Below are 23,314 nucleotides of genomic sequence, written 5' to 3' on the forward strand. Positions count from 1 at the left end.
TGGGTCGGGTCACGGGGCGGGTGGAGGCTATGTGAGTTCCAGGTACATAGAACCGGCCGAATCATCGCTTTTCAGGCAATGGGCCGGTGGATAGATTTGCCGCTTCGGCCGGCAATTCCTGCGTGGATTCTGGCCGGACTCTCCCTCTCCATTCGATCCCAAAGCACATAGCACCATGCCCTTCGTCCACACCTATCTGCCCCAGTCCACCTCCACTTCCCAGCGCGATGCCGTCGTGCAGGGCATCCACCAGGCGCTGGTGCAAGGCATTGGCATGCCCGAGGACGAGCTGTTCAACATGGTGCACCCGTACGCTCCCGGGCAGTTCGCGTTCAGCCGCAGTTTCAACGGGGTGGCGCGTTCGGATGCGGTGGTGGTGGTCGAGATCACCATGCGGCGCGGACGCAGCGACGCGATGAAGAAGGCCTTGTATGCGGCCATTGCGCGCAACCTGCACGAGGGGGCCGGGGTTGCGCCGGCCGATGTGTTCATCTTCATGCATGAGAACGACTACTCGGACTGGTCCGTGGGCCATGGGCGCTTCGCCATGGCACTGGTGCAGCAGACCGGCGCGCAATGAAAAACGGGCCGCGATGGCCCGTTCTTCGTGGGGTTCCGGCGGATCTCAGCTGGTGCGCTGTCCGGTCTGGATCATCTTCATGGCCGAGGTGATCAGGCTCGATACCTCGGTCATGTTGCTGGGAACGATCAAGGTGGTGGTGGCGTCCGATGCCACCTGGCTGTAGGCCTCGACGGCCTTTTCGGCCACCTTGAGCTGCACGGCCTGTTCGCCGCCGGGCTGGCGGATGGCGGTGGCCACGCGTTCGATGGCCTGGGCGGTGGCGTCAGCCACGGCCTTGATGGATTCGGCCTCGCCCTGGGCCTTGTTGATGACGGCCTGCTTCTCGCCTTCGGAGCGTGCGATGAAGGCTTCGCGCTCGCCGGTGGCGATGTTGATCTGTTCCTGGCGGCGGCCTTCGGAGGCGGCGATCAGGGCGCGCTTTTCGCGCTCGGCCGTGATCTGGGCCTGCATGGAGCGCAGGATTTCGGCTGGCGGCGTCAGGTCCTTGATTTCATAGCGCAGCACCTTCACGCCCCAGTTGAGCGCGGCCTCGTCGATGGCCGAGACGATCTGGGCGTTGATCATGTCGCGCTCCTCGAAGGTCTTGTCCAGTTCGAGCTTGCCGATCACGCTGCGCAGCGAGGTCTGGGCCAGCTGGGTGACGGCCATGATGTAGTTGGACGAGCCGTAGCTGGCGCGCATGGGATCGGTGACCTGGAAGTAGAGGATGCCGTCCACCTGCAGCTGGGTGTTGTCGCGCGTGATGCAGACCTGGCTGGGCACATCCAGCGGGATTTCCTTGAGGCTGTGCTTGTAGGCCACGCGGTCCACGAAGGGCACGAGGAAGTTCAGGCCCGGCGTGAGCGTGCCGGCGTACTTGCCAAGGCGTTCCTTGACCCAGGCGTGCTGCTGGGGCACGACCTTGACGGAGCGTGCGATGAAGATGGCCGCGATGACGGCGATGACGATGGCGATTTCCATGGTGTCTCCAAGCCCGGAGGGCATTCAGTGAAACAAGAGGGTGAGGCGAAGGGGCGCGAGGACTGCATCCCCAGGTGTGCGCAAGAGGTGCAGCGGTGGCTCAGAGCTTGTCCACGAGCAGACGGTTGCCGACGACCTCGGCCACGCGGTGCATGCCGGCCGAGGGCAGGTTGCCCGGGCGGCCGATCACGGTCCATTGGGCGCCACGGTAGCGGACCTGGGCCGTGCCGTCGGAATTCCATTGCTCGACCATGACGGACTCGCCTATGTCGAGGTTGACATCGCGGTTGCTCGATGCCGGCTGGCGGCTGGGCTGGCGGCGGCGCACCAGATAGCAGGCCAGCACGAAGGCGCTGCCCAGCGCGGCGGCGATGATGATCTGTGCAATGGGCGCCAGGCCCGCATGCGCGCACAGCGCGCCGATGATGGCGCCCAGCGCCAGCATCAGCAGATAGAAGCTGCCGGTCAGCAGCTCGGCGATGACCAAGGCGCCGGCGACTAGCCACCAGATGGTGGAATATTCCATGCGTGAGACTCCCTTTGTGACAGTTGCTTGTGTTTAGTGCAGCACATTCTGGGTGAAAATCCGCACGCTTCAAAGGCGCAATAAGGATATTCCTTACACTTCGCGCCTGTTTCGTTTTTTGGCCCGCTCAGGTTACGGAGGCTGCCCCCATGAAGTTTCGCTTTCCCATCGTCATCATCGACGAGGACTACCGCTCCGAGAACACCTCGGGCCTGGGCATCCGCGCCCTGGCCCAGGCCATCGAGGAAGAAGGTTTCGAGGTGCTGGGCGTGACCAGCTACGGCGACCTGTCGCAATTCGCGCAGCAGCAAAGCCGGGCCAGTGCCTTCATTCTGTCCATCGATGACGAGGAGTTCTCGCTGGGCGATGGCGGAACCGATCCCGTGATCCACAGCCTGCGCAGCTTCATCGGCGAAGTGCGCCGCAAGAACGCCGATGTGCCGATCTACATCTACGGCGAGACCAAGACCAGCCGCCACCTGCCCAACGACATCCTGCGCGAGCTGCACGGCTTCATCCACATGTTCGAGGATACGCCGGAGTTCGTGGCCAAGCACATCATCCGCGAAGCCAAGAGCTACCTGGAAGGCGTGCAGCCGCCGTTCTTCAAGGCGCTGCTGGACTATGCGGAAGACGGCTCCTACAGCTGGCACTGCCCCGGTCACTCGGGCGGCGTGGCCTTCCTGAAAAGCCCCGTGGGCCAGATGTACCACCAGTTCTACGGCGAGAACATGCTGCGCGCCGACGTGTGCAACGCGGTGGAGGAGCTGGGCCAGCTGCTGGACCACAACGGCGCCATCGGCGAGAGCGAGCGCAATGCCGCCCGCATCTTCAATGCCGACCATTGCTACTTCGTGACCAACGGCACGTCCACGTCGAACAAGATCGTGTGGCACCACGCCGTGGCGCCCGGCGACGTGGTGGTGGTGGACCGCAACTGCCACAAGTCCATCCTGCACTCCATCATCATGACGGGTGCGATTCCGGTGTTCCTCAAGCCCACGCGCAACCACTTCGGCATCATCGGCCCGATCCCGCAAAGCGAGTTCTCGGTGGAGTCCATCCAGGCCAAGATCGCGGCCAATCCGCTGCTCAAGGGCGTGGATGCCAAGACGGTCAAGCCGCGCGTGCTGACGCTGACGCAGTCCACCTACGACGGCGTGCTCTACAACACCGAGACCATCAAGAGCATGCTGGACGGCTATGTGGCCAACCTGCACTTCGATGAGGCCTGGCTGCCGCACGCTGCCTTCCACCCGTTCTATGGCAGCTACCACGCCATGGGCAAGAAGCGCGCGCGCCCCAAGCACTCGGTGGTGTATGCCACGCAGTCCATCCACAAGCTGCTGGCCGGCATCAGCCAGGCCTCGCATGTGCTGGTGCAGGACAGCCAGACCGAAAAGCTGGACCACCACCTGTTCAACGAGGCGTACCTGATGCACACCTCGACCAGCCCGCAGTACAGCATCATCGCCAGCTGCGACGTGGCCGCCGCGATGATGGAGCCGCCCGGCGGAACAGCCCTGGTGGAGGAGTCCATTCTGGAAGCGCTGGACTTCCGCCGCGCCATGCGCAAGGTGGAGGACGAGTTCGGCGACGACGACTGGTGGTTCGAGGTCTGGGGTCCCGAGAAGCTGGCCGATGAAGGCGTGGGCTCGGCCCAGGACTGGATCATCCGCGGCCATGACGCGGCGCCCAAGCGCTCCAAGGCCAAGAACGGCAAGGAGTTCGACAACTGGCACGGCTTCGGCGAGCTGGCCGACGGCTTCAACATGCTGGACCCGATCAAGTCCACCATCGTGACGCCGGGCCTGGACCTGGACGGCGATTTCTCGGACACGGGCATCCCCGCCTCCATCGTGACCAAGTACCTGGCCGAGCATGGCGTGGTGGTGGAGAAGACGGGCCTGTACTCGTTCTTCATCATGTTCACCATCGGCATCACCAAGGGCCGCTGGAACACCATGCTGACGGCGCTGCAGCAGTTCAAGGACGACTACGACCGCAACCAGCCGCTGGCGCGCATCCTGCCCGAGTTCTGCCAGCAGCACCGCCGCTACGAGCGCATGGGCCTGCGCGACCTGTGCCAGCACGTGCACCAGCTGTACGCCAAGTACGACATCGCCCGCCTGACGACCGAGATGTACCTGTCGGACCTGCAGCCCGCCATGAAGCCCACCGATGCCTACGCCCACATCGCGCAGCGCAAGACCGAGCGCGTGGAGATCGACCACCTGGAAGGCCGCATCACCGTGGGCCTGGTCACGCCGTACCCGCCCGGCATTCCGCTGCTGATTCCCGGCGAAGTGTTCAACCGCAAGATCGTGGACTACCTGCTGTTTGCGCGCGAGTTCGCCAAGGAGTGCCCGGGCTTCGAGACCGACATCCACGGCCTGGTGGAGCTGCAAGGCGAAGATGGCGAAGTGCGCTACTACGCCGACTGCGTGGCCGGGACCGCGCCGGCGCGCAAGACGCCGGCAGGTGGCAAGCCTGCTGCGAAGAAGGCCGTGAAGACTGCAGCCAAGCCTGCGGCCAAGGCAGCCGCCAAGACAGTTGCCAAGGCAGCCGCGAAACCGGCAGCCAAGCCGGCCGCCAAGGTTGCCAAGGCCGCCGCGGTCACCGGGGTCAAGGCGCCTGCCAAGCGCCCCGCAGCGCGCAAGGCGCAGCCCGCCGCGCCTGAAGTCGGCACGGCAGCCAAGCCTGCACGCGGTCGCAAGATGGTGCAGGTGGGGGACGATGGTCCCTTCGGCCGCACGATCTGATCGCCGGGCCGGCTGACGGCCCATCAAAAAGGCGCGGGTCCCGAAAGGGGCTCCGCGCCTTTTTCATTGCGCCGCTGCGGCGTTGTTATTCCGGGGTCACTCCAGGCGTATCTTTGCGTCGCGGATCAGCGCGGCCCAGTCCGTCTGTTCCTTGAGCAGGTATTGGGCCGCATCCTGGATGCCGCCGCCCAGGGCCGTGCTGCCCTCGGCCTGCAGTTGCTGCTGCACGGCGGGCTGCTGCAGGGCCGCGTTCACGGCGGTGTTCATCTTCTGCACGATGGCAGCCGGCGTGCCCTTGGGCGCGACGATGAGCTTCCAGTCCACGGCCTCGAAGCCTGCATAGCCCGACTCGGCCACGGTGGGCACCTCGGGCAGGATGGGCAGGCGCTTGGCCGAGGTCACGGCCAGGGCGCGCAGCTTGCCGCCCTTGAGCAGCGGATAGACGGCCTGGGGCGTGCCGAACATGTAGTGCGTCTGCTTGCCCAGCAGGTCGGTCACGGCCGGCGCTGCGCCCTTGTAGGGCACGTTGAGCACCTGGATGCCGGCCTTGAAGGCCAGCATCTCGCCGGCCAGGTGGCCTACCGTGCCCGTCGATGCCAGTCCCTGGCGGATGCCGCCCGGGTCGGCCTTGGCGGCCTTGACCAGGTCCTGCACCGACTTCCATGGCGAGTCCTGCGGTACGACCAGCACCGTGGGCTGGGCAGCGACCAGGGCCACGGGGATCAGGTCGGTGCGCGGGTTGAAGGGCATGCTGGGCAGCAGGGCGGGGTTGATGGCGAGGTTGGCGGTCTGGCCCATGCCGAAGGTATAGCCATCCGGCGCGGACTTGGCCACTGCATCCAGGCCGATGTTGCCGCCCGCGCCGGGCTTGTTGTCCACGACCACGGTCCATTTGTTCAGCGTGCCCACGCGCTCGCTGATCTGGCGCGCGACCGCGTCCGTGCCGCCGCCCGGCGTGTAGGGCACGACCATGCGCACGGCGCGTGAGGGCCAGTGGTCAGGCTGGGCCTGGGCCGCCAGCGGGAGCAGGGCGGCAGCCAATGCGGGCAGGGCGCACAGCAGCAACTGGCGGCGCGGGGCGGAACAAGGGCGGGCCTGGGTCTGTGTCAGTGTCTGTATCTGTTTTTGGGCGGCCGGGTTGCGGTGGGTGGCGGGCATGGTGTTGTCTCCGGGAATTTTTGGGAAAAGGCCTCCCCGCCGGGCGCGCGGCAAGCGTCGTCCGGTGTGGGGTGGATGGGGTGCAAGGTTGCAGGGGCGCCGCGCGCCGGGTGGACGGCGGCGCCTTCAGTGGCTCAGCCCGGCGTCAGTGGGAAGCCTTGGCGTGGCTGTCGGTGGCGTCGCCCCGGGCCAGGGCCAGGGCCTGCTCGCTGCTGTAGCCCAGGGCGGTGAGGATCTCCAGGCTGTGCTCGCCCAGGCGCGGCGGCGACAGGCGCACATCCAGGCGCTTGCCGTCCAGCGTGAAGGGCAGCAGCACGGTCTTGGTCTCGCGGCCATCGGGCAGGGTGATGGGGGCCAGCGCGCCCGTGGCGTTCAGGTGCGGGTCTTCCAGCAGGTCCTGCGGGCGTGCGATGGGCGCGAAGGGCAGGCCGTTCTTCTCGAAGATCTCTGCAATGTGGGCGGCGCTGTGCGGGGCCATCTTCTCGCGCAGCAGCGGCATCAGCCAGCTGCGCGCCAGTACGCGGTCGTTGTTGCTGCCAAGGCGCGGATCGTCGCGCAGCTCGCCCAGGCCGAAGGCGTCGCAGAACAGGCGCCAGGCGCCATCGCTGACCACGGCCAGGAAGATCTGCTCGCCGTCCCGGACTTCGAACACGTCGTAGATGGCCCAGGCCGAGATGCGTGCCGGCATGGGCGCGGCCGGCTTGCCGGTGACGGCGAACTGCATCATGTGCTGGGCGACCAGGAAGATGTTGTTCTCGAACAGCGCGCTTTGCACTTCCTGGCCGCGCCCGGTCTTCTCGCGCTGGGCCAGGGCGGCCATCGCGCCCATGGCGCCGAACATGCCGCCCATGATGTCGTTGACGCTGGCGCCCGCGCGAAGCGGGTCGCCGGGGCGGCCCGTCATGTAGGCCAGGCCGCCCATCATCTGCACCACTTCGTCCAGCGCCGTGCGGTGCTCGTAGGGGCCGGGCAGAAAGCCCTTGTGGCTCACGTAGATGAGACGCTCGAAGCGGTCCTTGAGGCTGTCGTAGTCCAGGCCCAGCTTGCGCATGGTGCCGGGCTTGAAGTTCTCGCAGACCACGTCGGCCGTGGCGATCAGGCGCAGCGCGGCCTGCTTGCCTTCCTCGGTCTGCAGGTCCAGCGTCAGGCTTTTCTTGTTGCGGTTGAACAGCGGGAAAAAGCCCGAGCCCGAGCCCAGCAGCTTGCGCGTGGCATCGCCGTCGCGGCCGTGGCCCACGGGCTCGATCTTGATGACTTCGGCGCCCAGGTCGGCCAGCATCATGCCGCAGGACGGGCCCATGACCATGTGGGTGAACTCGACCACGCGGATGCCTGCGTAGGGCAGTGGCGCGGTCTGGCCTGCGGCCGTGTCGGGGGTAGTGGGTTGGCTCATGGAAAAACGGTGAATGAATGTGGGGGTTGTCGCTGCGGCTCAGGCCGGTGCGTAGATGCGGGGCACAAAGCCCTTGGGCAGGCCGGCCAGCGGCGTCATGCCGTGCAGCTCCTCACCGGGCAGGCCTGCGGCCAGCGGCTGGCGGGCGGCGATCAGGCGATCGATGTCCACGCCGGTGCGGATGCCCATGGCCTCGAACATGAAGACCAGGTCTTCGGTGACCACGTTGCCCGAGGCGCCGGGCGCATACGGGCAGCCGCCCAGGCCGGCCAGCGAGGCATCGAAGGTGCGCACGCCGGCCTCGTAGGCGGCCAGGCAGTTGGCCAGGCCCAGGCCGCGCGTATTGTGCATGTGGGCCGCGCCTGCATGTTCGCCCAGCTCGGCGCGCAGCCGTGTGAACAGGCGCCGCACCTGGGCCGGGTTGGCCATGCCCGTGGTGTCGGACAGGCCCGATTCATCGGCGCCCGCCGCCACGCAGGCCAGGGCCAGTGCAATCACTTCGTCCTCCGGCACCAGCCCCTGCAGCGTGCAGCCGAAGGCCGTGGAGATGCCCGCCTCGATCAGGGCCTGCGGCGCGATCTCGTCGCGCAGCGCGGCAATGGCCCGCACCTCGTCCACCATCTGCATGGGCGTCTTGCGCACATTGGCCATGGAGTGCGCGGGGCTGGCCGAGACGGGCAGCGTGACCTTGTGGGCGCCGGCGCGCAGCGCGGCCTCGGCGCCGCGCAGATTGGGGGCCAGGGCCATCACGGTGACGCCGGGCAGGGTGATGGCCTGGGCGACCACCTCGGCCGCGTCGGCCATCTGCGGCAGCAGCTTGGGCGAGACGAAGGAGCCGACCTCGATCTCCTGCAGGCCTGCATGGGCCAGCGCGGCGATCCAGGTCAGCTTGTGCTCCGTGGACATGGTGGAGGCCACGGACTGCAGGCCATCGCGCGGGCCGACTTCGCTGATGAGTACGTCAAAACGGTGGGAGGACATGGGCAGTTGCATCCGGTGGTGGGTGTCGATGGTGGCGGATTCACCTGTTGACATCGGGATTCTGTGTGGTTCTAATAGATAGAACTGTATTCTCTCTATTGAAATATTCCCTGCTGCACGCGCCATCGTCAAGCCTGCGTGCCTGGGGTTTTCCCTTGGGTGCCTTTTTATGCCTCGCAAATCAGTGACGGAATCGGTGGCCGACGAGAACGCCGCGCCGGGCGGCGTGGCGGCCGTGGACAGGGCCTTGAGCCTGCTGGCAGCGTTTCGCGACGGCGACGACGGGCTGACGCTGGCCCAGTTGTCGGAGCGCACGCGCCTGTACAAGAGCACCGTGCTGCGGCTGCTGGCCTCGCTGGAGCATGGCGGCTGGGTGCTGCGCATGGATGACGGCCGCTACGCCGTGGGCCCGGCCGTGGCGCGGCTGAACACCGTCTATGCCCGGCATTTCTCGCTGGACAGCGTGGTCATGCCCGTGCTGCGCACCCTGGTGCAGGCCACGGGCGAAAGTGCGGCCTACCACGTGCGTCAGGGCCAGGACCGGCTGTGCCTGTACCGCGTGGATTCGCCCCATCCTGTGCGCGACCATGCACGGACGGGCGATCTGCTGCCGCTGGGCCAGGGCGCAGGCGGGCGCGTGCTGTCGGCTTTCGATGCCGAGCTGTACGCCGCATCGCGCGGCGGCAGCCGCACGCAACTGGCCCGTGTGCGCGCCGATGGCTACTGCGCCATGGTGGGAGACAGGCACCGCGAGATCGCCGGGATTTCGGCCCCCGTGTTCAAGCGCGATGGGGAATTGGCAGCGGCGCTGACACTGACCATGCCAGCCCACCGCTATGAAGAGCGCCACGCCCGCCATGTGCTGGCGGCGGCGCGGGAACTGGGGCTTTTGCTGCCCTGAGCCAGGCGTGCGCGGTGCGCTGGCTCAGCCCAGGGCCGTGTCCAGCACCATCATCAGCACAAAGCCCAGCATGAGGCCGCCCGTGGCAAAGGCTTCATGGCCCTTGCGGTGCGACTCGGGAATGATTTCGTGGCTGATCACGAACAGCATGGCGCCCGCTGCAAAGCCCAGTCCCCAGGGCAGCATGGCTGCCGAGCCGCTCACGATGGCTGCCCCCAGCACGGCGCCCACGGGCTCCACCAGGCCGGAGGCCATGCCCAGCAACACGGCAAAGCTGCGCTTGTAGCCTGCGGCCAGCAGGGCCACGGCCACCACCAGGCCTTCGGGCACATCCTGTATGGCAATGCCCGTGGCCAGCGCATTGGCGCGCAGTCCGTCGTTGCCCGCATAGCCCACGCCGATGGCCAGGCCTTCGGGCAGGTTGTGCAGGGTGATGGCGAAGACGAACAGCCAGGTGCGCTGCAGCTTGCGCGCGCCTTGCGGGTCCAGGCCTTCGCGGCCCTTGATGAAGTGCTCATGGGGCAGGAGCCTGTCCATGAGCATGAGGGCGGCACCACCCATCAGGATGGCCGAACCTATGACCCCGCCAGCCGCCCAGCTGCCGCCACCGAACAGTTCCTGGGTGCGCACGGCCTCCAGTCCCGGCAGGATCAGCGAGAAGGCGCAGGCGGCCAGCATGACCCCGGCGCCAAAGCCGAACAGGGTGTCCTGCGTGCGCTCGGACAGGCGCTGGGACAGCATCACGGGCACGGTGCCCAGTGCGGTCGCCAGCGCGGCGGCCGAGCCTCCGGCCAGGGCCTGGAAGACCACCGGATGGTTCTGGGCGTAGGCCCAGAACTGGCTGGTGAGCGCCCAGGCGCCGGCCATCATGATGGCCAGGCCTATCCACAGGCGGATGTTGGACCGTACGCTGGTCTTGGAGCGGAAGCGTTGTGGCAGATCCATGCTGGTCGAGGTCAGAGGTTGGCGTTGCGGACCGTTCAGCCGCGTGCGGCGGCGTAGCGGCGGGCCACTTCGGCCCAGTTGACTACGTTGTAGAACGCCGCGATGTATTCAGGGCGGCGGTTCTGGTACTTGAGGTAGTAGGCGTGTTCCCACACGTCCAGGCCCAGGATGGGGGTGGCGCCGGAGCCGATGCCGGCCATCAGCGGGCTGTCCTGGTTGCCGCTGCTTTCCACGGCCAGCTTGCCGTCCTTGCCCACCACCAGCCAGGCCCAGCCGCTGCCAAAGCGCGTGAGCGCGGCCTGGGTGAAGCCGGCCTTGAAGGCATCGAAGCCGCCCAGTTCCCGGTCAATGGCCTGGGCCAGTTCGCCCGAGGGAGCACCGCCGCCGCCCTGGTCCACCGGGGCCATCACGGTCCAGAACAGGCTGTGGTTGGCGTGCCCGCCACCGTTGTTGCGCACGGCACCGCGAACGCCTTCGGGCAGCAGGGACAGGTCGGCGATCAACTGCTCCACGGGCTGGCTGCCGTGCGGCGTGTCCTTGAGCGCGGCATTCAGGTTGTTCACATAGGCCTGATGGTGCTTGGTGTAGTGGATCTCCATGGTCTGCGCATCGATATGGGGCTCCAGCGCGTCGTAGGCGTAGTTCAGGGGAGGCAGGGTGTAGTTGCTCATGTGGTTTCTTTCAGGGACTACGGGGAAAAAATCGGTGCGTTGCGATGTCTGTGCGGCTGCAATCAATGCGCCAGCCGGGGTGGCAGGGCGGTGGCTGTGCAGTCGAAGACGCGGGCCGAGGCCTGAAGCGCCGCATCGATGCGGGGCTGGCTGCCGTGCTGGCGCTGCCACTGCAGCAGGGCTGAATGGGTTTCGCGCATATGGCGCCAGGCGGCGCTGCACACGGCGGCCGCATGGTGGCGCGCATCACCCAGGGCCAGCAGGCCCTGGTGCGCCTCGCACAGGTATTCGATGGCCAGTGCGGGCTGCTGGCGCAATGCCAGCAACTCGGCAAGGTTGTGGTGGGAGACCACCCAGGCGGCCATGCAGTGATCGGCGTGTTCCGCCAGCAGCGGGCCGGCGATTAGGCGCTGCGCCACATGCAGGGCCTTCATCTGCATGGCGAGCGCGCTTTCGATCTGGCCTGCATGGAAATGCCCATGGGCGCGGCGCGCCAGCTGTTCCCATTGATTCAAGGATGCTTCGGAGGGTGCCGGGACGGGAGAGGGCAGACTGAGGTCAGAGGTTGCTTGCATATCTGCTGGCTCCGAGGTTTTCAGAGGTTCTTTGATATTGATCTGAGAATTGTATTATTCATGAGAATCATTCTCATTCAAAACAAAAATGACCGTATGCAATCCGATGTGTATTTCCTTTCGCGCATCGGCAGGATGCGGATGCCTGGATTCCAGGCGAAAAAAAGCCCCGCAGGCGGCAATGCCTGCGGGGCGGGTCGCAGTCTGGCGTTGACTTAGACCTGGTCGGCCGACAGGCCTGCGGTCTGGCTGAAGCCGCCGTCCACGTAGGTGATCTCGGCCGTCACGCCCGAGGCGAGGTCCGACAGCAGGAAGGCGGCCACATTGCCCACGTCCTCGATGGTCACGTTGCGGCGCAGCGGCGATGCATCGGCCACGCGGCCCAGCAGCTTGCCGAAGTCCTTGATGCCCGAGGCGGCCAGGGTCTTGATGGGACCGGCCGAGATGCCGTTGGCGCGGATGGCGCGGCCGTCTGCCGTGCGGCCCACGGCCTCGGCCAGGTAGCGCACCGAGGCTTCCAGCGATGCCTTGGCCAGGCCCATGGTGTTGTAGTTGGGGATGGAGCGCAGGGCGCCCAGGTACGACAGCGTCAGCAGCGAGGACTTGTCGTTGAGGTAGGGCAGGGCCGCCTTGGCCATCGCGGGGAAGCTGTAGGCGCTGATGTCGTGCGCGATCTTGAAGCCTTCGCGCGACAGGCCGTCCAGGAAGTTGCCGGCGATGGCCTCGCGCGGTGCAAAGCCGATGCTGTGCACGAAGCCGTCGAACTTGCCCCAGGTCGCGCCCAGGTCGGCGAACAGCTTGTCGATCTGGGCATCGTCTGCCACGTCGCAGTCAAAGATCAGCTTGGAGTCGAATTCAGCGGCGAACTCGGTGATGCGGTCCTTGAAGCGCTCGCCCACATAGCTGAAGGCCAGCTCCGCGCCCTGTGCATGGCAGGCCTTGGCGATGCCGTAGGCGATGGAGCGGTTGGACAGAACGCCCGTGATCAGCAGTTTTTTACCGGCGAGAAAGCCCATTGTTGTTCTCCAGAGAAAGTGAGTGGAAGTGCGCACCAGCTGGCGGCGACGGCCGGGGCCCGCGTCAGCGTTTGCCAGCGGAAGGGCTGGCTGCGTGGTGCAGAATTGTCGCATGCGCCATTGGATGATTTCTTCGCTGCTGCTGGCCTCGGCGTGTGTGCCGGCCTGGGGCTCGCATGCCTATGCCCTGTGGGGCGAGCCCCGCTATGCCGAGGGCTTCAGCCATTTCGACTATGTCAACGCCAAGGCCCCCAAGGGCGGCGAGCTGCGCCTGGTGAGCAATCTGCGCATCTCCACCTTTGACAAATACAACCCGTTCACCATCAAGGGGTCGTCGCCCGCCTATCTGGCGGAGCTGATGTTCGATACCTTGCTGTGGCCCTCGCTGGACGAGACCGCCACCGGCTACGGATTGCTGGCCGAGGATGTGCAGGCCGCGGCCGACGGCCTGTCCGCCACATTCCGGTTGCGGCCCCAGGCACGCTTTCACAACGGAAAGCCCGTGCTGGCCGCCGATGTCAAGTTCAGCTATGACACGCTGGTGGGCCCGCATGCACTGCCCGGCTACAGAACGCTGTTCTTCGATGTGGCGGGCGTCGATGTGCTGGACGAGCGCACCGTGCGCTTTCGCTTCAAGCAGCCGAACCGGGAATTGCCGCTGACCGTGGGGGCCATTCCTGTGTTCAGCCGCGACTGGGGCGTGGAAAACGGCAAGGCCAAGCCCTTCGACCAGGTGGTGACGGACACGCCCATCGGCAGCGGGCCCTACAAGATAGGTCCCGTGCGATTCGGCAAGGACATCACCTATGTGCGTGACCCGGACTACTGGGGCCGTGATCTGCCTGTGCGCGTGGGCACGGCCAATTTCGATCGCATCTCCGTCAAGATCTACCGCGACAACACGGCGAGGCTGGAGGCGCTGAAGGCCGGGGAGTTCGACCTCATGCGCTTTTACAGCGCCGGTGACTGGGCGCGGCGCCTGTACGGCAAGCGCTTCGACCGGGGCGAGCTGGTCAAGGGCGAGTTCAGCAACAAGCTGCCATCGGGATTCCAGAGCTACGTGCTCAACGTGCGCCGGCCTGTGCTGCAGGACGTTCGGGTGCGCCGCGCCCTGGGCCTGGCCATGGACTACGAGTGGATGAACCGGCAGATGTTCTACGGTTCCTACCAGCGCGTGCGCGGGTTGTTCGGCAACACGGCCTGCGAGACCCATGGCGAGCCCTCGCCAGAGGAGCTGGCGCTGATGGAGCCCTTGCGCAAGAGCATTCCGCCAGAGGCCTTCGGCCCCATGGCCGAGCCGCCGCGCACCGATGGCGACAGCTCGTTGCGCGGAAATCTGCGCCAGGCGCGGCAACTGCTGGCCGATGCCGGCTGGACCATTCAGGATGGCGTGCTGCGCAACGCGCGGGGCCAGGCCATGGAGCTGGAGTACCTGGACAGCAGCGAGTCGGGCATTCGCCAGGTCTCGCCCTGGATACGCAATCTGGAAAAGCTGGGCATCCGGCTGCGCTTTCGCTCGGCGGACTTTGCGCTGTACCAGCAGCGCGTGGAGAAGTTCGACTACGACATCATCTCCATCGCCTACCAGGGCACGAACAATCCGGGCCAGGAGTTCGCCGACCTGTTCGGCAGCCAGGCGGCGGCAACCGAGGGTTCCGGCAATTTCCCCGGTGTGAAGAACCCGGCGGTCGACGCCATGATCCGCCGCATGACCGAGGCCAAGACAGAGGCGCAACTGTTGCCTGCCTGCCACGCACTCGAACGCATCATCACGCACGGCCACTATCTGATTCCGCAGTGGAGCGCGGGCACGCACCGCATGGTCTACGACTCCTGGCGCCTGGTGCGGCCGGCCGTGGTTCCGGCCTATGCGAAGGGCGAGAGCTGGGCCATGGACACCTGGTGGGCCCGCATGCCTGTGCTGACCGCGCCGCCTCCATGAGCCGGCGTTGCGGCTGCGTCGTTGCGATCCGTTGCATGATGAGGGCGTCCCCCGGCCGGGGCCTCTCTCCGCAATGGACATAATGCAAGACTTCTTATGTGGGCCTACATATTCAAACGCTTGCTGCTGATGGTGCCGACCCTGCTGGGCGTACTGCTGCTGACCTTCGTGGTCGTGCAGTTCGTGCCCGGTGGCCCGGTCGAGCAGTATCTGGCCGAGGCCAAGGCCAGCGTGGGCCGTGGCGGCGAAGGCGGTGGCCTGGCCTACCGTGGCAACCAGGGGGTGGACCCCCAGCGCATAGAGCAGATCAAGGCCCTCTACGGCTTTGACAAGCCGGCCCATGAGCGCTTCTTCCAGATGCTCGGGCAGTTCGCGCGGTTCGACTTGGGGCGCAGTTTCTTTCAGAACAAGGATGTCTGGCAGCTGATCAAGGAGAAGCTGCCGGTCTCGGCCAGCCTGGGACTGTGGACCTTTTTCATCAGCTACCTCGTTGCCGTGCCGCTGGGCATTGCCAAGGCCGTGCGGGCCGGCTCGCGGTTCGACTTCGCCACCACGCTGCTGATCCTGGTCGGCTATGCGATTCCGGGTTTCGTGCTGGGCGTGGCACTGTTGGTGATCTTTGGGGGCCAGTTGCAGTGGTTTCCGCTGCGCGGGCTGACTTCCTCCAACTGGGACGAGTTGTCCTGGGGCGCGCGCATTGTGGACTATCTCTGGCATATCGCGCTGCCGGTGACGGCCATGGTGGCGGGCAGCTTCGCCATCACGGCCATGCTGACCAAGAATGCCTTCCTGGAAGAGATCCGCAAGCAGTACGTGCTGACTGCGCGCGCCAAGGGCCTGTCCGAGCGGCAGGTGCTCTACCGCCATGTGCTGCGCAACGCGCTGATCCCCATCGTCACCGGATTTCCGGCCGCCTTCATCGGGGCCTTCTTCACGGGCTCGCTGCTGATAGAGACACTGTTCTCGCTGGACGGCCTGGGCCTGCTCAGCTATGACAGCGTGATTCGGCGCGACTATCCCGTGGTGCTGGGCACGCTGTATCTGTTCACGCTGATCGGCCTGGTGACCAAGCTGGTCAGTGACCTTTGTTATGTGTGGGTGGATCCGCGTGTACGGTTTGATTGAGCGCCCCCTGAACGGCTGCGCCGCTTCCCCCTCCTGCTTTGCGGGGGAGCGTTCGGGCCATTGGCGGCTGGCGCAGGCCCTTGCCTGGTGTCCCTGACTTTGGGCGGTCGCGCCACTGTGATGCAGCAACATGGAAACTGAGATGCACTCCCTTGCCGCTCCAGACGCAGGGCTGCCCGGGGCAGCGCCTGTACCGCTGGCTGTGGTGGCAGTGTCGCCGGCGCGGCGGGCCTGGATGCGGTTCAGGCGCAATCGGCTGGGGTATTGGAGCCTGGTCGCTTTTTGCGTGATGGTGGTGCTGAGCCTGGGCGCCGAGCTGATCAGCAACGACCGGCCCCTGGTGGTGCGCTATGAGGGCCAGACCTACTGGCCGCTGTGGAACGATTATTCCGAGAAGACTTTCGGCGGCGACTTCGAGACGGCCACCGACTACCTGGACCCCTTCATCCGCGACCGCCTGAGCCAGGGCGACAACTGGGCGCTGTATACGCTCAATCCCTATGGGCCACAGGCGCTGAACTACTTCGCGACCTCGCCCAATCCGGCGCCGCCCTCGCGCGACAACCTGCTGGGTACCGATGACCGGGGGCGCGATCTGCTGGCCCAGCTGATCTACGGGTTTCGCGTCAGCGTGCTGTTTGCGCTGGCGCTGACGGCGTCAGGCGTGGTGCTGGGCGTGGTGACGGGGGCCGTCCAGGGTTTTTTCGGCGGCAGGACCGATCTGGCATTCCAGCGCTTCATCGAGATCTGGGGCTCCATGCCCGAGCTGTATCTGCTGATCATCTTCAGCGCGGTGCTGGCGCCCAGCGTCTCGCTGCTGCTGGTGCTGCTGTCGCTGTTCGGCTGGATGGGCCTGTCGGACTACGTGCGTGCCGAGTTCCTGCGCAACCGCCAGCTGGACTATGTGAAGTCGGCGCGGGCGCTGGGCGTGGGCAATGGCGCGCTGATCTGGCGCCATCTGCTGCCCAACAGCATGACGCCCGTGGTGACCTTTTTGCCGTTTCGCATGAGTGCGGCCATCCTGGCCCTGACCTCGCTGGACTTCCTGGGGCTGGGTGTGCCGCCTGACACCCCCAGCCTGGGTGAGCTGCTGAACCAGGGCAAGAACAGCATCGATGCCTGGTGGATCTCGCTGTCCACCTTTGCCGTGCTGGTGGTGACGCTGCTGCTGCTGACCTTCATGGGCGATGCGCTGCGCGATGCGCTGGACCCGCGCAAGGCCGCAGCCAGCGATGCCGCCCCCGGTGTCGATGCAAAGGACGCCGCATGAACGCAGAGCAGCCGGCAATGGAGCTACCTTCGCCCCCGGGCCGTGGCCGGACATTGCTGTCCGTGCGCAACCTGCGCGTGCGCTTCGGCAGCAAGGATGTGGTGCACGGCGTGAGCTTCGACCTGGCGGCAGGCGAGAAGCTGGCGCTGGTGGGCGAGTCCGGCTCGGGCAAGACCATCACCGCGCTGTCGCTGCTGCGGCTGGCTGGAGACGCTCAACTGGGCGGCCAGGCCCTGTTCGACGGCCGCGACCTGCTGCGCCTGCCCGAGCGCGAGATGCGCGCCGTGCGCGGCGGCGACGTGGCCATGATTTTCCAGGAGCCCATGACGGCGCTCAACCCGCTGATGACCGTGGGCGAGCAGGTGGGCGAGGTGCTTCGCCTCAAGCAGGGGCTGACGCGAGCGCAATCCCTGGTCCAGGCCACCGAATTGCTGGCGACCACCGGCATTGCCGAGCCTGTGCGCCGCGCCCGCGCCTTTCCCCACCAGCTCAGTGGCGGGCAGCGCCAGCGCGCCATGATCGCCATGGCGCTGGCCAGCAGCCCGCGCCTGCTCCTGGCCGACGAGCCGACGACGGCACTCGATGTCACGCTGCGCGGCCAGATCCTGCAGTTGCTCGATGACCTGCAGCGCCAGACCGGCATGGCCGTGCTGATGATCACGCACGACCTGCACCTGGTGCGGCGCTTTGCCGACCGCGTGGCGGTGATGGAGCGCGGGCAACTGGTGGAGCAGGGCGGGGTGTCGGCGGTCATGGCGGCTCCGCGCCATGCCTATACGCGCAAGCTGCTGGCCAGCGTGCCGCGCCGCGACCTGATCGAGGTAGAGGCAGGCGCCCAGGCCTCGGCTGGCGAGCCGCTGGTGCAGGCCCAGGGCCTCAAGGTCAGCTATCCGGTGCCGCTGGCAGGCATGCGCGGATGGTTCGGCCAGGGGCGCTTCGTCGCCGTGCAGTCCGCAGACCTGGCGCTGTTGCCCGGGCGCACCGTGGGTGTGGTCGGTGAATCGGGATCGGGCAAATCCACGCTGGCCCAGGCCGTGCTGGGGCTGCTGCCCCATGAAGGACGGCTGCGCATTGCCGGCCATGCCTGGCAACAGCCAGCCACGCGCAACTCGCCCGCCAACCGTGCGCTGCGGCGCAAGGTGCAGGTGGTGTTCCAGGACCCGTATTCATCGCTGTCGCCCCGGCTGACGCTGGAGCAGATCGTTGGCGAAGGCCTGCGCGTGCATGCGCCGTCGCTGGCGGCGCCGCAGCAACGCGACCGCATCGTGGAGATGCTGTCGGCCGTGGGCCTGACGCAGGAACAGTTTCCCGGCCTGCTGGACCGCTATCCCCACGAATTCTCGGGAGGCCAGCGCCAGCGCATCGCCATTGCACGTGCGCTGGTGCTGGAGCCCGAGGTGCTGGTGCTCGACGAGCCCACCAGCGCGCTGGATGTGACCATTCAGCAGCAGGTGCTGGGCCTGCTGCAGCGGCTGCAGCGCGAGCGGGGACTGGCCTATCTGCTGATCACGCATGACGTGGACGTGATCCGCGCCATGGCCCATGACGTGGTGGTCATGAAGGATGGCGCCATCGTCGAATCCGGCCCCGTCGCCCAGGTGCTGGGCGCGCCGCGCCAGGCGTACACGCAGCGGCTGGTGGAGGCCGCCGGCTTCTCGGGCGACGGCATGCCCGAGGGGTTCTGAGGCAGTTGCCGGTCCGCGCTACCAGCTGCCCGTGGGATTGACTCCGTCCTGCAGGATCCACTGGACCTTGTCCACGGGCACGCCCAGCAGCCGGGCCTGTGCCAGCAGGCGTGCCGCCACGCCCTCGGCCAGTTCGGGCGTGCGCGAAAGAATCCAGAAATAGCGCAGGTCCGATCCCACCACCATGGCCCAGCGGTACTCGGCATCAAGAGCCACCACGTTGTAGCCGCCGTAGAACGGGCCGAAGAAAGAGACCTTGAGCGCCGCAACGTCCGGGCCGTGCACCGTGCGGGCCTTGCCCTCGGAGGATTTCCAGCGCCGGTGGCGGGCGTCGTAGCCCCGGTTCAGCACATGCACCGTGCCGTCGGGAAGCTGTGTGTACTCGGCCTGGGTGCGCTCCAGGCCTTTTTCGAAACTGTGGTCGATGCGGGCCACTTCATACCAGCGGCCCATGTAGCGCTGGATGTCCCAGCCGCGCACCGGCTCCACGGTAGGGGGGATGGGTGGGTTGCGCAGGCCCTTCCACAGCAACGCTGCTGCGGCGGCGCCTACGGCAAGCCCTGCCAGGCCGGCCGTGGGCAGCACCCAGGCGGGGCGGGAAGTGGATGGGGTGGTTGACTCTGTATTGGGGTGGCGGGGTGACATGGTGCGGAACTCCGTGTTCAGGCAGACGTGCATGCCAGGGTCTTGCGCGCTTGGCAGCGTGCTCCTACTTTAGGACAGAAAACCGGGCCGCAGTGTAGGCCGGCGCTGCCTGCACCGGTGCTGTGCGGGCCGCGCAACGCTGGAACTTTCCCTATGCCAGAGCAGGCCATGTGTTTTTTTGTGCGCGGTCATGCAGGTCTATGGCCTAATTGCGCGTTCTCATTTTTTTGAAGAAGGAAATGCCATGGGCAACAAGATCGTTACCGAAGCCGACCGCAAGTTCACTCCCCAGCCTCCCCTGCCCAACGGCGTCACCCTGCCGACGCCCGGCCGTGGCCAGCGCGTGAGCCGCGCCCGTGGCGCCCACACCCACACCAAGAAGAACCCCGGCAAGCGTCACCGCTGAGCACGGCGGGCCGCATGCGCGCCTGCTGTGGCCGCGTTCTGAAAGCAAAAGCCCTCTTACGAGGGCTTTTGCTTTTGAGGCGGCGTTCTCAATGCTGCAGTGCCTGGAGCTTGCGGCGCAGCATCTGCACTTCCTCGATCAGGTCCGCCGTCAGCGCGGCCAGCTGAGGGTCGGCATCGAAGCTGTGCTCCAGATGGGCTATGCGGCGCGCGCGCACCAGGGTCTGGCTGCTGAAGCGCCACTGCGCCTGTGGCGCGGCCGCTTCGCCGGACGGCTCGTTTTCGCAGTACAGCACGCCGGTCTGCACACGCTCCACCACCCAGGCGGTGTTGCGCTGGCAGTGGCGGGCCAGATCCTGCAGGTCCAGAGCGCCTTCGTCCAGCAGTTCTGCGGGCTCGTAGAAGGGGTACAGCGGCGTGCTCATCGCGTGGCTCCTTGGCCCGCTGCGTGCTGGCGGGCATCGAACGAGGGAAAGGCCTGAGCCAGTGCCGCATAGGCCTGGCGCTGGGCGTCGGTCTGAGGCTCGGGCAGGGCGATGCCCAGCACCAGGTACAGGTCGCCCGGCGTGGCGGCGGGCAAGCCCTTGCCCTTGATGCGCAGCTTGCGGCCAGCGCGGCTGCCTGCGGGCACGCTGACCTCGAATTCACCGGCAATGGTGGCCACGCGGACCGGGCCGCCCAGTGCGGCTTCCCAGGGGGCCAGGGACACGGGCTGGTAGACATCCTTGCCCTCTGCCCACCAGCGCGGGTCGTGGCGCAGGTGCACTTCCAGCAGCAGATCGCCTGCCGGGCCGTTGCCCAGGCCCGGGCCGCCCTGGCCGGCCAGGCGGATCATCTGGCCTTCGCGCACGCCCTTGGGAATGCTGACCTGCAATTCCTTGTCGCGCGCCACGGGGTGTCCGTCCTCATCCAGCACCGTGGTGCGCAGGTGCAGGCTGCGCTGCGCGCCCTGGTAGCTGTCCAGCAGGTCCAGCTCGATGCTGGCGTGCTGGTCCTGCCCGCGCATGTCGGGTGGGGCGCGATGCTGGCCGCCCCCGCCCGCATGGCGGGCACGCGCGCCCTGGCCGAACATCTGTGAGAAGAACTCGCTGAAGTCCGCGTCGCCCTCCGGCATGGCGCCGTCGCTGCTGCGAAAGTGAAAGTCCTGCCCTTCCCAGCCAGGTGGTGGCTGGAAGCCGCCGGCGCCGGGCCCGCTGCGGCGCGGCGCATCGGCCAGGGCGTCATAGGCTGCGCGCTTTTCGGGGTCCGACAGCACGGCATTGGCTTCGTTGACTTCGGCCATGCGCTCGGAGGCGTCCGCCTCCTTGCTGACATCGGGGTGGTACTTGCGCGCCAGCTTGCGGTAGGCCTTCTTGATGTCATCGGCACTGGCCTGCCTGTCCACGGCCAGGATGCGGTAGTAGTCCTTGTAATCCATGAATTTCCGTCCTCCGGCCCTTGCGGGCGATGTTCTGGACAAACCCGAAGGCAGCATAGCCCGGTCATGGCAGGGTCTCAACCGATGGGCCTTTTCCTGCTTGACTGGCATCTTGTGACGGGTTCATTACATTCGCGCGTCGGCAGGACGGAACAGGAGGCGTCGGACATGGCACATGGCAGTCGGTGGCGGGCTGGGCGGGGGCGTCCAGGCTCCAGGGGATGGAGGGCCCTGCTGGGCGCATGGCTGGTGGCCGGCGCGTGTGGAACCTGCGGGGTGATGGCGCAGACCGCGCAGACCATGCAGCCAGCACCGGGCGTGCCCATGGCAGACCTGCCGCCCGCCGTGGTCAGCGCCCCGCTGCCCGATGTGGGCTCCATGGCCTCCAGGGTGCTGGCCTGCACGGCCTGCCATGGTCCCGAGGGCCGGGCCACGCCCAGCGGCTACTTTCCGCGCATTGCGGGCAAGCCCGCAGGCTATCTGTACCGCCAACTCAAGAACTTCCAGCAAGGTCGCCGCAGCTATCCGGCCATGAACCGGCTGATCGAATTCATGTCGGACGACTATCTGCGCCAGATCGCCACGCACTTCGCAGGCCTGGAGCTTCCCTATGCCCCGCCCGTGCCGGCGCAACTGCCGCCCGCTGAACTCGCCCGTGGCGAGCAGCTGGTCTTGCGGGGCGACGCGCAGCGCGGCCTGCCCGCCTGCGCTGCATGCCATGGTGAGCGGCTCATGGGTGCGGGTGACGATATTCCAGGTCTGCTGGGCCTGTCGCGCGACTATCTGAACAGCCAGATCGGTGCCTGGCGCTCCGGCCAGCGCAAGGCGGCAGCGCCCGACTGCATGGACCAGGTGGCCAAGGCGCTGACGGCGCAGGAGGTCGTGGCCGTCACGGCCTGGCTGTCATCACGCCCCGCACTGGCGGCGCCGGGCGGACATGAAGCCCTGGCCCTGCCCATGCCGCTGCGCTGCGGCGCTGTAGCCGCCATTGCTGGCCAGGAGGGCAAGCCATGAACACCCTGGCAGAAAACGCGGCAAGCGGGAACACGCGCGGGCGATGGCGGCTGGCCAGGGTGGCAGGGCTGGCGTTGCTGATCATCGCCCTGCTGGGCGCGCTCCTGATCTGGCTCAACCTGCGGGGCGAGCAGGGCGTGCACGCCTATGGCCATGGCGGCTGGTCAGGCGCGCGCGAAACGCCAACTGCCTTGATAGAGCGCGGTTCCTACCTGGCCCGCGTGGGCAACTGCGCAGGCTGCCATACGGCGGCTGGCGGCGCCGAGTATGCGGGCGGGCGGGGGCTGCCCTCCTCGTTCGGCACGCTCTACACCAGCAATCTCACGCCTGACAAGGAAAGTGGCCTGGGGCTGTGGACGGCCCAGGACTTCTGGCGTGCAATGCATAACGGGCGGTCACGGGAGGGGCGCCTGCTGTATCCGGCCTTTCCATATGACAGCTACACCCATGTGACGCGCGCCGACTCGGACGCATTGTTCGCCTATCTGCAAAGCCTGCCCGCCGTGCGCGCGCAGGCGCCCCGGCATGCGCTGGACTTTCCCTATGGCTGGCAGGGCTCGCTGGCTGTCTGGCGCGCGCTGTTCTTCACCCCGCAGGATTGGCAGGACCGGCCGCAGAAGGCGGCTGCCTGGAATCGCGGTGCCTATCTTGCCCAGGGCCTGGGGCACTGCGCGGCGTGCCATGCACCGCGCAACGGCATGGGCGCCTCGTCCCAGGCCATGTCCGGTGGCTTTGTGGCAGGGCAGGCCTGGTATGCGCCGTCGCTGCTGGACCCAGGCGAAGCCGGCGTGCGCGCAGGCCAGGAGTCCGCCTGGGTGCAGTTGCTGCAGACGGGTTCGGGTCCTTCGGGATCGGCGCTGGGCCCCATGGCCGAAGTCGTGGCGCGCAGCACCCAGCACTGGCAGCCGCAGGATCTGCAGGCCCTCGCTTCCTACCTGCAGGAGCAGGGCGCGGCAGCAGGCCCGCCCAGGAGCAGGCCTGCTGCCGCGCCCGTGCCATCCGGGCAAATGGCCTTGGGGCGGGCCATCTACGAGCGGCAATGCGCGGTTTGCCACGGTGCCGAGGGCCAGGGAACGCCGGGCGCGTTTCCCGCGCTTGCGGGCAATGCCTCCGTGACCCTGGCCGAGCCGCGCAACCTGTTGCTGGTGTTGCTGGAGGGAGGCTACCCACCCTCCACCCGGCAGCAGCCGCAGCCGCACGGCATGCCGCCTTTCGGTCATGTGCTGTCCGACGCACAGGTGGCCGCCGTGGCCAGCTATGTGCGCAACGCCTGGGGCAACAAGGCAGCGGAAATCGGTAACATGGAGGTTTATCGCGCCCGGGAAGGGCGTGGTTTCTGA

The 23,314-nt window shown here is 67.0% G+C and carries 23 protein-coding genes; 11 read left to right on the forward strand and 12 right to left on the reverse strand.

Annotation, left to right across the window (positions count from 1 at the left end; translation table 11 throughout):
• The first annotated feature begins 175 nt into the window (after positions 1–175).
• Complete coding sequence (locus BO996_RS13785) at positions 176–580, forward strand: tautomerase family protein (RefSeq protein WP_012204809.1); 405 nt, start codon at positions 176–178, stop codon at positions 578–580.
• A gap of 45 nt (positions 581–625) precedes the next feature.
• Here the strand turns inward: BO996_RS13785 and BO996_RS13790 are convergent, their stop codons facing one another.
• Positions 626–1,543, reverse strand: coding sequence for an SPFH domain-containing protein (locus BO996_RS13790; protein WP_013803054.1), 918 nt, complete (start codon positions 1,541–1,543; stop codon positions 626–628).
• A gap of 100 nt (positions 1,544–1,643) precedes the next feature.
• On the reverse strand, positions 1,644–2,069 hold the full coding sequence (locus tag BO996_RS13795; protein ID WP_013803053.1) for an NfeD family protein: 426 nt from the start codon (positions 2,067–2,069) through the stop codon (positions 1,644–1,646).
• A gap of 149 nt (positions 2,070–2,218) precedes the next feature.
• On the opposite strand from BO996_RS13795, the gene BO996_RS13800 reads away from it, so the two are divergent.
• A complete protein-coding gene (locus BO996_RS13800) occupies positions 2,219–4,831 on the forward strand; it encodes an arginine/lysine/ornithine decarboxylase (protein WP_071955063.1) in 2,613 nt (870 codons plus the stop codon).
• A 96-nt stretch (positions 4,832–4,927) separates the two neighbouring features.
• Here BO996_RS13800 and BO996_RS13805 read toward each other — a convergent pair whose 3' ends face one another.
• The 3 genes from BO996_RS13805 to BO996_RS13815 all read right to left on the reverse strand — a co-directional run bounded on the left by BO996_RS13805 (position 4,928) and on the right by BO996_RS13815 (position 8,375).
• Positions 4,928–5,989, reverse strand: coding sequence for a Bug family tripartite tricarboxylate transporter substrate binding protein (locus BO996_RS13805; protein ID WP_071955065.1), 1,062 nt, complete (start codon positions 5,987–5,989; stop codon positions 4,928–4,930).
• A gap of 145 nt (positions 5,990–6,134) precedes the next feature.
• Positions 6,135–7,382 carry a CaiB/BaiF CoA transferase family protein gene (locus BO996_RS13810; protein WP_071955067.1) on the reverse strand — a complete coding sequence of 416 codons (1,248 nt, stop codon included), beginning with the start codon at positions 7,380–7,382 and terminating at the stop codon, positions 6,135–6,137.
• Between the two features lie 39 nt (positions 7,383–7,421).
• The gene (locus tag BO996_RS13815) at positions 7,422–8,375 is read right to left on the reverse strand and encodes a hydroxymethylglutaryl-CoA lyase (protein WP_071955069.1); all 954 of its coding nucleotides are present in this window, start codon (positions 8,373–8,375) and stop codon (positions 7,422–7,424) included.
• Between the two features lie 157 nt (positions 8,376–8,532).
• Here BO996_RS13815 and BO996_RS13820 point away from each other — a divergent pair, with 157 nt between their 5' ends.
• Complete coding sequence (locus BO996_RS13820) at positions 8,533–9,264, forward strand: IclR family transcriptional regulator (protein ID WP_012204816.1); 732 nt, start codon at positions 8,533–8,535, stop codon at positions 9,262–9,264.
• A gap of 24 nt (positions 9,265–9,288) precedes the next feature.
• On the opposite strand, the gene BO996_RS13825 is transcribed toward BO996_RS13820, so the two are convergent.
• From BO996_RS13825 to BO996_RS13835, 3 genes are all read right to left on the reverse strand, one after another.
• Positions 9,289–10,209 carry a ZIP family metal transporter gene (locus tag BO996_RS13825; protein WP_012204817.1) on the reverse strand — a complete coding sequence of 307 codons (921 nt, stop codon included), beginning with the start codon at positions 10,207–10,209 and terminating at the stop codon, positions 9,289–9,291.
• A gap of 35 nt (positions 10,210–10,244) precedes the next feature.
• The gene (locus BO996_RS13830; RefSeq protein WP_071955071.1) at positions 10,245–10,880 is read right to left on the reverse strand and encodes a superoxide dismutase; all 636 of its coding nucleotides are present in this window, start codon (positions 10,878–10,880) and stop codon (positions 10,245–10,247) included.
• A gap of 62 nt (positions 10,881–10,942) precedes the next feature.
• Positions 10,943–11,395 (reverse strand): hypothetical protein, encoded by a 453-nt coding sequence (locus tag BO996_RS13835; RefSeq protein ID WP_225614194.1) that lies wholly within the window; start codon positions 11,393–11,395, stop codon positions 10,943–10,945.
• A gap of 120 nt (positions 11,396–11,515) precedes the next feature.
• Between BO996_RS13835 and BO996_RS29060 the strand changes: the two genes are divergently transcribed.
• Positions 11,516–11,674, forward strand: coding sequence for a hypothetical protein (locus tag BO996_RS29060; protein ID WP_156897953.1), 159 nt, complete (start codon positions 11,516–11,518; stop codon positions 11,672–11,674).
• Here BO996_RS29060 and fabI read toward each other — a convergent pair.
• Positions 11,671–12,471, reverse strand: a complete 801-nt coding sequence (gene fabI / locus BO996_RS13840) for an enoyl-ACP reductase FabI (RefSeq protein ID WP_012204820.1) — start codon at positions 12,469–12,471, stop codon at positions 11,671–11,673. The two genes, BO996_RS29060 and fabI, sit on opposite strands and share 4 nt — an antisense overlap.
• A gap of 112 nt (positions 12,472–12,583) precedes the next feature.
• On the opposite strand from fabI, the gene BO996_RS13845 reads away from it, so the two are divergent.
• From BO996_RS13845 to BO996_RS13860, 4 genes are all read left to right on the forward strand, one after another.
• Positions 12,584–14,413: an extracellular solute-binding protein gene (locus BO996_RS13845; protein ID WP_043796336.1), complete on the forward strand. Its 1,830-nt coding sequence runs from the start codon at positions 12,584–12,586 to the stop codon at positions 14,411–14,413.
• A 96-nt stretch (positions 14,414–14,509) separates the two neighbouring features.
• Positions 14,510–15,538, forward strand: a complete 1,029-nt coding sequence (locus BO996_RS13850; RefSeq protein ID WP_013803046.1) for a microcin C ABC transporter permease YejB — start codon at positions 14,510–14,512, stop codon at positions 15,536–15,538.
• 142 nt (positions 15,539–15,680) lie between these two features.
• Positions 15,681–16,808, forward strand: coding sequence for an ABC transporter permease (locus BO996_RS13855; protein ID WP_442856961.1), 1,128 nt, complete (start codon positions 15,681–15,683; stop codon positions 16,806–16,808).
• Positions 16,805–18,493: an ABC transporter ATP-binding protein gene (locus BO996_RS13860; RefSeq protein WP_071955075.1), complete on the forward strand. Its 1,689-nt coding sequence runs from the start codon at positions 16,805–16,807 to the stop codon at positions 18,491–18,493. The genes BO996_RS13855 and BO996_RS13860 overlap by 4 nt, the downstream gene beginning before the upstream one ends.
• 18 nt (positions 18,494–18,511) lie before the next feature.
• Here BO996_RS13860 and BO996_RS13865 read toward each other — a convergent pair whose 3' ends face one another.
• Complete coding sequence (locus BO996_RS13865) at positions 18,512–19,138, reverse strand: lipocalin family protein (RefSeq protein ID WP_071957100.1); 627 nt, start codon at positions 19,136–19,138, stop codon at positions 18,512–18,514.
• A gap of 244 nt (positions 19,139–19,382) precedes the next feature.
• Here BO996_RS13865 and BO996_RS29450 point away from each other — a divergent pair, with 244 nt between their 5' ends.
• Positions 19,383–19,544 carry a hypothetical protein gene (locus tag BO996_RS29450; protein ID WP_012204826.1) on the forward strand — a complete coding sequence of 54 codons (162 nt, stop codon included), beginning with the start codon at positions 19,383–19,385 and terminating at the stop codon, positions 19,542–19,544.
• Positions 19,545–19,632: 88 nt separating this feature from the next.
• Here BO996_RS29450 and BO996_RS13870 read toward each other — a convergent pair whose 3' ends face one another.
• Positions 19,633–19,968 (reverse strand): chaperone modulator CbpM, encoded by a 336-nt coding sequence (locus tag BO996_RS13870; RefSeq protein ID WP_034392145.1) that lies wholly within the window; start codon positions 19,966–19,968, stop codon positions 19,633–19,635.
• On the reverse strand, positions 19,965–20,960 hold the full coding sequence (locus tag BO996_RS13875) for a DnaJ C-terminal domain-containing protein (protein WP_071955077.1): 996 nt from the start codon (positions 20,958–20,960) through the stop codon (positions 19,965–19,967). Before BO996_RS13875 ends, BO996_RS13870 begins: the two co-directional genes overlap by 4 nt.
• Positions 20,961–21,128: 168 nt before the next feature.
• Between BO996_RS13875 and BO996_RS13880 the strand changes: the two genes are divergently transcribed.
• Together BO996_RS13880 and BO996_RS13885 are read left to right on the forward strand one after the other, a co-directional pair.
• Positions 21,129–21,974: a c-type cytochrome gene (locus BO996_RS13880; RefSeq protein ID WP_071955079.1), complete on the forward strand. Its 846-nt coding sequence runs from the start codon at positions 21,129–21,131 to the stop codon at positions 21,972–21,974.
• Positions 21,971–23,314 carry a c-type cytochrome gene (locus tag BO996_RS13885; RefSeq protein WP_071955081.1) on the forward strand — a complete coding sequence of 448 codons (1,344 nt, stop codon included), beginning with the start codon at positions 21,971–21,973 and terminating at the stop codon, positions 23,312–23,314. The genes BO996_RS13880 and BO996_RS13885 overlap by 4 nt, the downstream gene beginning before the upstream one ends.

This window comes from Delftia sp. HK171 (assembly GCF_001886655.1).
GTDB classification, from domain to species: domain Bacteria; phylum Pseudomonadota; class Gammaproteobacteria; order Burkholderiales; family Burkholderiaceae_C; genus Comamonas; species Comamonas acidovorans.